This window comes from Clostridium sp. AM58-1XD, from assembly GCF_003464085.1.
Lineage (GTDB): Bacteria > Bacillota > Clostridia > Lachnospirales > Lachnospiraceae > Lachnoclostridium_A.
Genome location: NZ_QSDR01000013.1, coordinates 108805 through 121721, shown reverse-complemented (window position 1 = coordinate 121721; position 12917 = coordinate 108805). Strand labels below are relative to the sequence as shown.

General features: G+C 43.9%; 10 protein-coding genes and 1 pseudogene. All 11 read left to right on the top strand.

From position 1 onward, the window contains the following. Positions 1-339: 339 nt before the first annotated feature. The 11 genes and pseudogenes from DXA13_RS09945 to glmM all read left to right on the top strand — a co-directional run bounded on the left by DXA13_RS09945 (position 340) and on the right by glmM (position 12604). Positions 340-1083, top strand: coding sequence for a polysaccharide deacetylase family protein (locus DXA13_RS09945; RefSeq protein ID WP_243009058.1), 744 nt, complete (start codon positions 340-342; stop codon positions 1081-1083). Between the two features lie 36 nt (positions 1084-1119). After that, complete coding sequence (locus DXA13_RS09940) at positions 1120-2442, top strand: replication-associated recombination protein A (protein WP_118243976.1); 1323 nt, start codon at positions 1120-1122, stop codon at positions 2440-2442. Between the two features lie 840 nt (positions 2443-3282). Next, positions 3283-4754 (top strand): annotated as a pseudogene (gene rho, locus DXA13_RS09935) (transcription termination factor Rho). Between the two features lie 178 nt (positions 4755-4932). Further along, the gene (gene rpmE, locus DXA13_RS09930; protein WP_118243974.1) at positions 4933-5136 is read left to right on the top strand and encodes a 50S ribosomal protein L31; all 204 of its coding nucleotides are present in this window, start codon (positions 4933-4935) and stop codon (positions 5134-5136) included. A gap of 114 nt (positions 5137-5250) precedes the next feature. Then, positions 5251-6255 carry a DUF1385 domain-containing protein gene (locus DXA13_RS09925; RefSeq protein ID WP_118243972.1) on the top strand — a complete coding sequence of 335 codons (1005 nt, stop codon included), beginning with the start codon at positions 5251-5253 and terminating at the stop codon, positions 6253-6255. Then, positions 6185-7219, top strand: a complete 1035-nt coding sequence (locus DXA13_RS09920; protein ID WP_243009057.1) for a HemK/PrmC family methyltransferase — start codon at positions 6185-6187, stop codon at positions 7217-7219. Before DXA13_RS09925 ends, DXA13_RS09920 begins: the two co-directional genes overlap by 71 nt. A gap of 85 nt (positions 7220-7304) precedes the next feature. Beyond that, the gene (gene prfA, locus DXA13_RS09915; protein WP_118243970.1) at positions 7305-8381 is read left to right on the top strand and encodes a peptide chain release factor 1; all 1077 of its coding nucleotides are present in this window, start codon (positions 7305-7307) and stop codon (positions 8379-8381) included. Between the two features lie 18 nt (positions 8382-8399). Then, entirely contained in the window at positions 8400-9290 is an 891-nt protein-coding gene (gene rfbA, locus DXA13_RS09910) for a glucose-1-phosphate thymidylyltransferase RfbA (RefSeq protein ID WP_118243968.1), read from the top strand. A 38-nt stretch (positions 9291-9328) separates the two neighbouring features. Next, positions 9329-10351 carry a dTDP-glucose 4,6-dehydratase gene (rfbB, locus tag DXA13_RS09905; RefSeq protein WP_118243966.1) on the top strand — a complete coding sequence of 341 codons (1023 nt, stop codon included), beginning with the start codon at positions 9329-9331 and terminating at the stop codon, positions 10349-10351. Continuing rightward, positions 10351-11202, top strand: a complete 852-nt coding sequence (gene rfbD, locus DXA13_RS09900; protein WP_118243964.1) for a dTDP-4-dehydrorhamnose reductase — start codon at positions 10351-10353, stop codon at positions 11200-11202. Before rfbB ends, rfbD begins: the two co-directional genes overlap by 1 nt. Before the next feature lie 49 nt (positions 11203-11251). Next, complete coding sequence (gene glmM, locus DXA13_RS09895) at positions 11252-12604, top strand: phosphoglucosamine mutase (RefSeq protein WP_118243962.1); 1353 nt, start codon at positions 11252-11254, stop codon at positions 12602-12604. The last annotated feature ends 313 nt before the right edge of the window (positions 12605-12917 follow it).

Genomic DNA, 12917 nt, shown 5'->3' with positions numbered 1-12917 from the left:
ATGGAAGCGCCCATTGCTAACAGAGCTGATGCAGATAATACTGCAACTAATTTAGTCTGCTTTTTCATAATGAATGCACTCTCCTTTTTGTTTTCTGAAATACTTTTTTTGAAATTTCTAATTGCATTACGAGGTCATTATACTTCCAATATTGGAAATTATAGATAGTTAGTATTTGTCATAAATTGTAGATAAGAAATACTATAGATAAGAAATATCTGCACATTTAGAAGATGTGCAATACAAAAAAATATGAGATTGATGTGCTGTCATAGTTAACAGAATCCAACATATATATAATTAGTGGAGACGTAACAGAATGAGGAAAAGGAGCGGGATATGGCAAAGAAGGAGTTCTTTGTAATAGGAATACTGATCGTGACGCTTCTTATATTAATAGCGCATTCCGAAATGGGGATCACAATTGCTTCGGCACCTGAGGTTTCTGATGGGCAGGATCCAGAGAATTCTAAAGAATCAAAAAATAGAGAGAACAAAGACAATAAAAATAATAATCGCACACAGGACCAGAAGTTTATCGCTTTAACTTTTGATGACGGCCCTCATCCTGTGTATACGCCGCTGCTTTTGGATGGATTGGCTGAGCGTGGGGTAAAAGCTTCTTTTTTTCTTATTGAAAAAAATATTGAGGGTAATGAAGAAATCGTAAGGCGTATGGCGACGGAAGGACATTTGATCGGAAACCATACCGCTACACATATTATGCTGACTTCTAAAACGGAAGAGGAAGCTTGCAATGAGATTGAAAAAACAAATCAGAAGATATTGGAAGTAACTGGAAGCTATCCTGCATACATACGTCCTCCCTTCGGATCGTGGAGCGAAGAACTGGAGTGTATCATACCGATGAATGTCGTATTATGGAACATTGATCCGCTGGACTGGAAGATTCAGAATAAAGACAAGGTCGTAAGGCATGTAGTTAAAAATGCGCGAAACGGGGGAATAATTCTGCTTCATGATTCATACCAATCATCGGTAGATGCGGCCCTGGAAATCATTGACACGCTGAGCCGGCAAGGATATACTTTTGTTACAGCAGATGAATTGCTGATTGACTGATGGAAACAAAGAAGGCTGTTGGGCCGGGAGGAAACGATGGATTTATTTGATTATATGCGTGAAAATACAATGGATAAAGAATCGCCGCTCGCATCAAGACTTCGTCCGGAGACGCTTGATGAAGTGGTGGGTCAGAGACATATCATCGGAAAGGATAAGCTGCTGTACCGTGCCATTAAAGCGGACAAACTGGGGTCCATTATATTTTACGGTCCTCCGGGGACAGGAAAGACGACACTGGCCAGAGTGATTGCCAATACGACGAGTGCCAGATTTGAACAGATTAATGCTACGGCTGCCGGCAAAAAAGATATGGAAGAAGTTGTAAAGACGGCAAAAGACAATCTGGGGATGTACGGAAAAAAAACGATACTATTTGTAGATGAGATACATCGTTTTAATAAAGGGCAGCAGGACTATCTACTGCCATATGTGGAGGATGGGACGCTGATATTGATTGGAGCAACTACGGAAAATCCATATTTTGAGGTTAATGGAGCTTTGATTTCCAGATCCAGAATATTCGAGCTGAAGCCCCTGGAAAAAGACGATATCAAGGAACTTGTAAAGCGGGCTGTCTATGATGATAAAAAAGGAATGGGCAGTTATCACGCCGAGATTACAGAAGATGCGGCGGATTTCCTGGCTGATGTGGCAAACGGGGACGCACGGGCGGCTCTGAACGCTGTGGAGCTGGGGATTTTGACAACGGAGAGAGATCAGAATGGAAAAATAGTGATTGATCTTGATGTGGCGGAAGAATGCATACAGAAACGGGCCGTTCGCTATGATAAAGACGGTGACAGCCATTACGATACGATTTCTGCATTTATTAAAAGTATGAGGGGATCCGATCCGGATGCGGCAATTTATTATCTGGCACGTATGCTTTATGCAGGAGAGGATATTAAATTCATTGCACGCAGGATTATGATCTGTGCGGCAGAGGATGTAGGCATGGCTGATCCTCAGGCTCTAGTCGTCGCAACAAGTGCATCTCAGGCGGTCGAACGAATCGGACTGCCGGAAGCCAGAATAATCCTGGCAGAGGCAGTGACTTATGTAGCAACGGCCCCGAAAAGTAATGCTTCTTACATGGCAGTTAATGAGGCGATGGAATATGTGAAAACAAACAGGACGCTGCCGGTTCCTCCCTATCTCCAGGACAGGCATTATAAAAATGCAGAAAAACTGGGAAGAGGAATTGGATATAAGTATGCACACAGTTATCCGTACCATTATGTCAATCAACGATATCTTCCCGAAGGGATGGAAGGTACGAGCTTCTATCATCCGTCAGAAAATGGATATGAAAAACAAGTATTGGCATATCTTGAATTTCTAAAAACTCTTAAATAACAGGCAATTAAATGAGTTAACTGAAAAATATTTCTTTTCATTTTTGGTAGAACAGTATATAATAAGAACATACAAGTTAGCCGGCGGCGGTATTACCGCCGGCAATCTTCGTCCCGATTCTTTATACTTTCCATGAGAAAATATACTGTGCTGGAGAAAATTATGCTGCCCAAGCAGCCCGGCTGGCAGAGACTGCGCCCTGGCGCAGCCTTTCTTGTTACATAGGATATCCTATGTAACAAAAAAGCCCTCCGGGCAGGGTCGCCCTGCGGCGGTAAGGAATGATGTCGCTAAAGCGATCCGCTGCAGGCGGAGAATCCCGCGAGCGGGATTCTTTCTTACTTTCAAGGAAAGACCTTGTTATTGTAAAGTGTTAAAGCATCCGATTTCCTGGAAAGTAAAAACGCTCCGCTATGGAGGCGCACTGAGGCGGAAGGGAATCAATCGCTGAAGCGACCCGCCGCAGGCGGAGAATCCCGCTTGCGGGATTCTTTCTTATTGCACAAAAAAATAATCTTTATACTGAAAAATATGGGGCTATGCCTTTCCTGGCTGAAAAGTATAAAATATAGCTGTTAAAGCAGCTGCGCTCTGGCGCGAGAGTCCGGTTTGCCGGACTCTTTGTTCAATTTAAAGGAATATAACTTGATGTATTAAAGCGATAAAGTTCCAGGCTTTTTGTATATGTATAGGACTGTGATATCAGCCTATTCAACAAAGAAAGCAGATAGACATTTATCGCAATCAAAAGTGCTGTGCGGAAGCTTCGCCGGCGGAACTCTTTGTTTGATATTATTTCCATGTATTACTAGTATTGCTAAACTAAAAAGGAGAATTGACATGCGTGAAAAATTGGAAACACTTCCCCTGGCTCAATTGAGAGAGCTGGCTAAGTCGCAGGGACTTAAAGGGGCGAGTGGGCTTCGTAAGGCTGAACTGATAGAACTACTTTGTAAAGAAGCAGAAAAAAGCGGAGAGGGAACAGAAGAAAAAAGGTCAGAAGACAGAAATCAGGAGGAAAGAAGGCAGGCAGAAAAGAAGCCGGAGGAAAAACGTCCAGAAGAAAGAAAGAACGAAGAAAGAAAGCGGTATGAAAAGATCCCGGAAGGAGGACAAGGCGAAAATAAAGTGATAAGAGAGATACCATCACTTACCCTGAGCCCGGACCTTCAGGAACTGGACAGTGGAATTGATGCGGAAGGAATCCTGGAGGTAATGCCCGATGGATTTGGATTTATCCGGTGTGAAAACTATCTTCCGGGAGAAGATGATGTCTATGTAGCTCCTTCACAGATCCGAAGATTTAATATGAAGACGGGTGATGTTGTCCGCGGAAGCAGAAGAGTAAGAAATGTAACTGAAAAATTTGCAGCTCTTCTGTATATAAAACGATTAATGGCTATCCGGCATATATGGCTGAAAAACGGCCGAATTTCGAAGACTTAACTCCAATATTTCCAAATGAAAGACTCCATATGGAAACGCCGGGAGGGCGGAATACGATTGCAATGAGAGTAGTCGACTTGCTGGCACCGATTGGTAAAGGACAGAGGGGAATGATCGTATCACCGCCAAAGGCCGGTAAGACTACCCTGTTGAAACAAGTTGCAAAGGCGATAACAACAAATCATCAGGATATGCACCTGATAATTCTGCTGATTGATGAACGGCCGGAAGAGGTAACGGATATTAAGGAAGCAATTGAGGGGCCGAATGTAGAAGTGATTTATTCCACGTTTGATGAGCTTCCCGACCACCATAAACGCGTATCCGAGATGGTAATTGAAAGGGCAAAGAGGCTTGTAGAACATGGACGGGATGTTATGATTCTGCTGGACAGCATAACAAGACTGGCAAGAGCGTATAACCTGGTAGTGCCTCCGAGCGGGCGTACTCTTTCCGGCGGACTGGATCCGGCAGCACTTCATATGCCGAAACGTTTTTTTGGTGCAGCCCGAAACATGCGGGAAGGCGGAAGCCTGACAATTTTGGCGACTGCGTTAGTCGATACGGGAAGCCGTATGGACGACGTCATTTATGAAGAGTTTAAGGGAACCGGCAATATGGAACTCGTTCTGGATAGAAAGCTATCAGAAAAGAGGATTTTCCCGGCCATCGATATTCTGAAATCAGGAACGAGGCGTGATGACCTGCTGCTTACAAAAGAAGAAGCGGAAGCAGTGGATGCTGTGAGAAAGGCGACCAATTCTCTGAAGCCGGAGGATTCGGTAGAAAAAGTACTGGATCTTTTTACACGTACCCGCAGCAACCGGGAATTTGTAGAAATGTCAAAGAAGATCAGGTTTTTCTGATGAAATTACTTGCATAAAAAAAGAGAATATGATATACTGTGTAAGCTGTCTATATTAGGCATATTTTGTTGCGAATTAGCCATGAATAGATTTATGGCGTGCAGGAATAGAAACGCAACTAGGTACAAAGAGTACATGCGGTCGGAAACCGCAAATCTAAATTCGAGAGGTGATAATCATGAAGGAAGGAATCCATCCAAATTACTATCAGGCAAAAGTTGTATGTAACTGCGGTAACGAGTTTGTAACAGGTTCTACAAAGCAGGATATCCACGTAGAAGTATGTTCCAAATGTCATTCATTCTACACAGGCCAGCAGAAAGCAGCATCAGCTCGTGGACGTATTGATAAATTCAATCGTAAGTATGGTGTTACGAAATAAGAAGTATGAGCAAGGAAAAGGTTGAGATTTGGTGGCAACACTATAAGCTCAGCCTTTGTTTTTTTGAGGATATAAACAGTTGCAGCAATATAAAATAATGGAGGTGATCGGAAGATGAAATACTCGGGAATCGGGGGACAGGCCGTAATTGAGGGTATTATGATGAAAAACGGAGATGACTATGCGACGGCAGTCCGAAAGCCTGATGGAGAAATTGAAGTGCAGAAGGAAACGTATGTCAGCCTTACTGAAAAGGTTAAGTTCTTTTCACTGCCGTTTGTCAGAGGAATTTTCAGCTTTGCAGATTCCATGATACTTGGAATGAAGACACTTACGTTTTCGGCCAGTTTTTTCGAAGATGATGAAGAAACGGAAGCAGGCCGGTTTGAACTGTTTCTTGACAGGATCTTTGGGGAGAAGCTGGAAAAAGTGCTGATGGGCGCTGTTATGGTATTTTCCTTTGTCCTGGCAATCGGCATTTTTATGATACTGCCGCTGCTTTTGGCTGGAATATTCCGTAAATTTATTCAGTCTGATACATGGGTGGCTTTTCTCGAAGGCGTTATACGTCTGGTTATTTTTATTGTATACATTAAAGTGGTTTCTATGATGGATGATATTAAACGGACATTTATGTATCATGGAGCCGAGCACAAATGCATTAACTGTATTGAACATGGTCTTGAACTGAATGTTGAAAATGTGAGGAAGAGTTCTAAAGAGCATAAACGATGTGGAACAAGTTTTTTGCTGATTGTTATGGTTATCAGCATCTTGTTCTTTATGGTAATCCGTACGGATACTGTTGCGATGAGGATTCTCAGCAGAATTATTCTGATTCCTGTTATTGCAGGAGTATCCTATGAGTTTCTGAGGCTGGCAGGCCGAAGTGATTCGGCAGTAGTAAATATTCTGAGCAAACCAGGGCTCTGGATGCAGGGGCTTACCACAAAAGAACCGGATGACTCTATGATAGAAGTAGCGATTGCTGCTGTAGAAGCGGTATTTGACTGGAAGGCATATCTCGCTGAAAACTATCCGGAGCGGTATGAACAAATACAGGGCGATGGTAAAAGGGAAGGAAATGAACGTGTTGACACTGCAGCAGTTGTGGGATGAGGGACGAAACCGCCTTCAGCAGGCACAGGTGACAGAATATGATCTGGATGCCAGATATCTGCTGTTGGAAGCGTTTGAGATTGATTTCACCCATTTTCTGATAAAAAGAAATGAAAATCTGGATATAACGGATAAAAGAGTACTTTGTGCAAAAGAAAGGTACGAAGACTGGATTAAAAAAAGAAGCAAACGGATTCCGCTCCAACACCTGACGGGAAAGCAGGCATTTATGGGACTGGAGTTTACAGTCAATGAACATGTACTGATTCCGAGACAGGACACGGAAACGCTGGCAGAGCTTGTGATGAAATGTTGTCCGGAAAGAGGCTGTGATAGTTCTGCAACCCGTCTTCTGGATATGTGTACAGGATCCGGATGCATTGCAGTCAGTTTGTTTATGCTGGGAGGATTCAGAGATGTGACAGCTGCAGATATCTCTTTGCCGGCTTTAAAGACGGCATATGCAAATGTGAGCAATTGTATGGCTCATTCGGACAACCGTATTGTAAAGGCAGCGCATAAAACGATATCAGACAGTCCGTGGAAAGTGGAAAATATCTGGGAAATAACGGGTGAAACGGGCAGCTTTATCAATAAATTTACATTGATTGAAAGTGATTTGTTCCAAAATCTGGACAAATCTTTAAAATATGATATTATCGTATCGAATCCCCCTTATATCGCTACGGAGGTAATTGAAAAATTAGAACCTGAAGTGCGGGACCATGAACCTCGTCTGGCTTTGGATGGTACTGCAGATGGACTTCATTTCTACCGCCGGCTGGCAGAAGAAGGGAAAACATACCTAAGGGATCAGGGACATATGTTTCTGGAAATCGGATATGATCAGGGGGAAGCGGTGACAAGACTGCTGATGGAGAAAGGCTATAAAGTCATTGAGATTGTAAAAGATGCGTCCGGGCTGGACAGAGTGGTACATGCCTGCGTGACTGGCTCAATGTGAAACAATATGCAATATGATGCGGCAATGATCCACAGCAGAGGTAGATGAGATATAGATATAGGAATGAGATAATCAGGAGGTTTCCATGTTTGACAGGTTAGATGATATATTGATCCATTATGAAGAGCTTATGCAGGAACTTAATAATCCTTCTGTTGCGGAGGACCAGAAGCGTTTTAGAAAGCTGATGAAGGAGCAGTCGGATTTGGCTCCGATCGTTGAAGCTTATAAGGAATATAAGAGGGCGAAACAGGATGTGGAGGACAGCCTTGCGCTGTTAGAAGAAGAATCAGATGAAGAGATGAGGGAGATGGCAAAAGAAGAGCTTTCTGAAGCGAAGAAAAAGATTGAAGAGCTTGAACAGGAGCTTAAAATTCTGCTTCTTCCAAAAGACCCAAATGATGACAAGAATATTATTATGGAAATCCGTGCAGGAGCAGGCGGAGATGAGGCAGCCCTGTTTGCTTCGGAGCTTTATCGTATGTATGTCAATTACGCAGACAGCCAGAGGTGGAAGACGGAGCTGATCAGCTTAAGTGAGAGCGGAATCGGCGGATTTAAGGAAGTTGTATTTATGATAAACGGTCAGGGCGCTTATTCCAAGCTGAAGTATGAAAGCGGTGTCCACCGTGTGCAGAGGGTTCCGGAAACGGAATCGGGCGGACGGATTCACACGTCTACTGCAACGGTTGCAGTTATGCCGGAAGCAGAAGAAGTGGATGTAGTAATTGAGGATAAGGATATTCGTATCGATGTTATGAGGGCATCCGGAAACGGAGGACAGTGTGTCAATACGACGGATTCTGCCGTGCGCCTTACGCATATGCCGACAGGAATTGTGATTTACAGCCAGACTGAAAAATCTCAGCTGCAGAACAAGGAAAAGGCATTCCGCCTGCTGCGTTCCAAACTGTATGATCTGGAGCTGGAAAAACGTCAGAATCAGGAGGCTGAGGAACGGCGCAGCCAGGTAGGTACGGGAGACAGGTCTGAAAAGATTCGTACTTATAATTTCCCTCAGGGAAGAGTGACGGAACACAGAATCAAATTGACTTTATACAAGATTGATTCTATTATGAACGGAGATATCCAGGAAATTATAGACAGCCTGATCGCTGCAGACCAGGCGGCGAAGCTGGCAAAAATGAATGAAAGCGCATAAAGGAGGTACGAAATTAAGATGAAGGGAATTATTTTAGCCGGAGGTTCCGGTACAAGGCTGTATCCGCTCACAAAGGTAACGTCCAAACAGCTTTTACCTATTTACGACAAACCGATGATTTATTATCCGTTATCAGTGCTTATGAATGCAGGGATCCGTGACATTCTGATCATTTCTACGCCGGATGATACGCCCCGGTTTGAAGCTCTTTTAGGAGACGGACACCAGTTTGGAGTCCACTTAAATTATGCGATTCAACCAAGCCCGGACGGACTGGCGCAGGCATTTATTATTGGTGCGGATTTTATCGGAAACGATCATGTCGCAATGGTTCTGGGAGATAATATTTTCCATGGACAGGGGCTGAAAAAGAGGCTTCGTGCCGCAGCAGCCAAAGAAAAAGGCGCGACTGTATTCGGCTATTATGTTGATGATCCGGAGCGTTTTGGTATCGTGGAATTCGATAAAGAGGGGAAGGCTGTTTCGATCGAGGAAAAACCGCAGCAGCCAAAGTCTAATTATTGTGTGACCGGCCTTTATTTTTATGATAACCGGGTAGTGGAATATGCGAAAAATCTGAAGCCTTCTGCCAGAGGTGAGCTGGAGATCACGGATTTGAACAGAATCTATCTGGAAAACGGGGAACTGGATGTAACGTTGTTGGGACAGGGCTTTACATGGCTGGATACAGGGACACATGAATCTCTTGTAGAAGCCACGAACTTTGTAAAGACAATTGAAACCCATCAGCACAGAAAGATTGCGTGTCTGGAAGAAATCGCTTATTTAAACGGCTGGATTTCCAGAGATCAGGTGCTGGAGACGTACGAGGTGCTGAAGAAAAATCAGTACGGCAAGTATTTAAAAGATATTCTGGACGGTAAATACGTAGATAAGATTATCGGTTAATGGTTTATTCGAAACCCAGGAAAAGGAGATCAACAATTATGAAGATTATAGTAACAGGAGGCGCAGGCTTCATTGGCTCTAACTTTGTCATCCATATGGTAAATAAATATCCGGAGCATGAAATCATCAACCTGGATCTGCTCACTTATGCAGGTAATCTGGAAAATTTAAAATGTGTAGAGAATGCTCCCAATTATAAATTTGTTAAAGGTGATATCGCGGACAGAAAATTTGTATTCGAGCTGTTTGAAGCAGAAAAGCCGGACGTAATTGTGAATTTTGCGGCAGAAAGCCATGTAGACCGTTCTATCAAGGATCCGGAAAGCTTTGTAAGGACGAACGTAATGGGAACGACAACCCTTCTGGATGCATGCAGGGAATATGGAATCAAAAGATTTCATCAGGTATCAACGGACGAGGTCTATGGAGATCTTCCTCTGGATCGGCCGGATCTGTTCTTTACAGAAGAAACGCCTCTTCACACATCCAGCCCATATTCTTCTTCTAAGGCCAGCGCGGACCTCTTCGTAATGGCTTACCACAGAACATTCGGAATACCGGTTACAATATCACGCTGCTCTAATAACTACGGACCTTACCAGTTCCCGGAAAAGCTGATCCCGTTGATTATCAGCCGTGCTCTGGCAGATGAAGAGCTGCCGGTATATGGAACAGGGGAGAATGTAAGGGACTGGCTTCACGTGGCAGATCACTGCGAGGCGATTGATTTGATTCTGCAGAATGGCCGCGTTGGAGAGGTGTATAATATCGGAGGCCATAACGAAAGAACGAATCTGGAAGTGGTTAAGACTATTTTAAGAACACTTGGAAAACCGGAAAGTCTAATTAAATACGTAACGGACAGACCGGGACATGACCAGAGATACGCCATCGATCCAACAAAGATGGAAACGGAACTGGGATGGAAGCCGCAGTATGTGTTCGATACTGGAATGGCACAGACGATTCAGTGGTATCTGGACAACAAGGAATGGTGGGAACATATCATCAGCGGAGAGTATAACAACTATTTCGAAAGAATGTATGGAGACAGACTGTAATGAGAATTTTTGTGACAGGAGTAAAGGGACAGCTTGGCCACGATGTGATGAATGAGCTGGAAAAGAGGGGCCTGACAGGGATTGGCGTGGATGTAGAGGAAATGGATATTACGGACGCAGAGGCCTGTAGAAAAGTAATTACGGACGCAAAACCAGACGCAGTTATCCACTGTGCTGCATATACTGCAGTAGATGCCGCCGAAGATAATCTGGAAATCTGCCGCCGTGTAAACGCGGATGGAACGAGAAATATCGCGGCTGTCTGCCATGATCTGGATATAAAAATGATGTACATCAGTACAGATTACGTATTTGACGGCCAGGGAACACGCCCGTGGGAACCAGATGACGAACGCCACCCTTTAAATGTATATGGACAGACAAAGTATGAGGGCGAGTTGGCGGTAGAAGAACTGGTAGAAAAGTATTTCACAATCAGGATTGCATGGGTTTTCGGTGTAAACGGCAAGAACTTTATAAAGACTATGCTGCGCCTGGGAAGAGAAAACGGCGCCGTGAGCGTAGTGGATGATCAGGTGGGATCTCCAACCTACACATATGATCTGGCCCGCCTCCTTGTAGATATGATACAGACTGAAAAATACGGCCGCTATCATGCGACGAACGAGGGATTGTGCAGCTGGTATGAATTTGCCTGTGAAATATTCAAACAGGCAGGGATGGCAGACGTGAAGGTAACACCTGTGAGCAGCACGGAATTCAAGGCAAAAGCAAAACGCCCCAGCAACAGCCGCATGAGCAAGGATAAACTGACGGCAGCTGGTTTTGAACACATGCCTTCATGGCAGGATGCGCTGGATCGCTATTTAAAGGCGATCGGAGAAAAATAAAGATAGTAAAGCAGTAAGCCGCACAGGAATGACAGAAAAGGAGAGAGCAATGGGAAAGTATTTTGGAACGGATGGTTTCCGCGGTGAAGCCAATGAAAATCTGACAGTAGAACATGCCTATCAAGTTGGGCGTTTTCTGGGCTGGTACTACAGCCAGAAGAATCCAGAAGATAAATGCCGTGTTGTGATTGGAAAAGATACGAGAAGGAGCAGCTACATGTTTGAGTATTCGCTCGTAGCGGGGCTTACAGCATCGGGCGCAGATGCATATCTTCTTCATGTAACGACGACACCAAGCGTTGCGTATGTAGTTCGCACGGAGGGATTTTCATGCGGCATTATGATTTCTGCGAGCCATAATCCATATTACGACAACGGAATTAAAGTAATCAATGAACGTGGAGAGAAACTGGAAGAAAGCGTGATTGAAGAAATTGAAAAATATCTTGATGGTGAGACGGCAGAAGTTCCGTTTGCCAAGAGAGATGCCATTGGACGTACGGTCGATTATGCTGCTGGCAGAAACCGATACATTGGATACCTGATTTCCATTGCTACCCGTTCCTTTAAAAACGTGAAGGTGGCTCTTGACTGTGCGAATGGCAGTGCATCGGCGATTGCGAAAAATGTATTCGACGCTTTAGGAGCGGAGACGCATGTGATCTGCAGCGAACCAAATGGTTTGAATATCAATACCGGCTGCGGTTCCACCCATATCGGCAATCTTCAGAAATTTATGAAGGAAGAAAAATGCGATATTGGTTTTGCATACGACGGCGACGCCGACCGCTGCATCGCAGTAGATGAAAATGGTACAGAGATAGACGGAGATCTGATCATATATGTCTGTGGAAAATATATGAAAGAACAGGGAACACTTGTCAATAATACGGTAGTCACTACAGTTATGTCCAATTTTGGCCTGTATAAGGCGTTGGAACGGGAAGGAATTGCTTTTGAAAAGACTGCTGTAGGAGATAAATACGTCTATGAAAATATGTCTCAGTACGGCCACTGCCTCGGCGGAGAACAGTCGGGTCATATTATTTTCAGCAAAAATGCAACAACGGGAGATGGTATCCTGACCTCTCTTAAAGTGATGGAAGTCATGTTGGAGAAAAAACAGCCTCTGTCTAAGCTGGCTTCTGAGGTGACCATTTATCCTCAGGTACTTAAAAATGTACGTGTAAAAGATAAAAGGACGGCTCAGGATGATCCTGATGTGCAGGCAGAAGTAGGAAAGGTAACAGAAGCGCTGGGAAGTGACGGAAGGATTCTTCTTCGCCAGTCGGGAACAGAACCGGTGGTACGCGTTATGGTAGAAGCATCCGATCATGATACGTGTGAAAAATATGTAAATCAGGTAATCGAAGTGATGAAAATGAAGGGACATATGCTGTAAACAGCAGGTGGGTGTTCCTTTAAGGAATGGCAGGTATAAAAAATGTTTATACCTGCCGTTCTTGTTTTTCAGATATCTCCGTGTTATAATGTTCAACAATTACCAATAATTTATATTTAGCTGGGGACGCGCGGCGTTCTTCAAGACATAAACAGAAAGGAATTGATGAAGGATGGGGTTAAGAAAGTAACGCCTACCATGTTTATCCTGATAAGACACAGTGTGATTTACCGACTCCATAGCCAGGGTTGAAACGTGTTGTTTTAGTAAGAGTTCACGTCATAACAGATTGGTATAAGATGCAGGCTGGCCT

Bases quoted from the DNA above. Each gene is read 5' to 3' on its own strand.
- DXA13_RS09945 (WP_243009058.1), top strand. From the start codon at position 340: ATGGCAAAGAAGGAGTTCTTTGTAATAGGAATACTGATCGTGACGCTT.
- DXA13_RS09940 (WP_118243976.1), top strand. From the start codon at position 1,120: ATGGATTTATTTGATTATATGCGTGAAAATACAATGGATAAAGAATCG.
- rpmE (WP_118243974.1), top strand. From the start codon at position 4,933: ATGAAGGAAGGAATCCATCCAAATTACTATCAGGCAAAAGTTGTATGT.
- DXA13_RS09925 (WP_118243972.1), top strand. From the start codon at position 5,251: ATGAAATACTCGGGAATCGGGGGACAGGCCGTAATTGAGGGTATTATG.
- DXA13_RS09920 (WP_243009057.1), top strand. From the start codon at position 6,185: ATGAACAAATACAGGGCGATGGTAAAAGGGAAGGAAATGAACGTGTTG.
- prfA (WP_118243970.1), top strand. From the start codon at position 7,305: ATGTTTGACAGGTTAGATGATATATTGATCCATTATGAAGAGCTTATG.
- rfbA (WP_118243968.1), top strand. From the start codon at position 8,400: ATGAAGGGAATTATTTTAGCCGGAGGTTCCGGTACAAGGCTGTATCCG.
- rfbB (WP_118243966.1), top strand. From the start codon at position 9,329: ATGAAGATTATAGTAACAGGAGGCGCAGGCTTCATTGGCTCTAACTTT.
- rfbD (WP_118243964.1), top strand. From the start codon at position 10,351: ATGAGAATTTTTGTGACAGGAGTAAAGGGACAGCTTGGCCACGATGTG.
- glmM (WP_118243962.1), top strand. From the start codon at position 11,252: ATGGGAAAGTATTTTGGAACGGATGGTTTCCGCGGTGAAGCCAATGAA.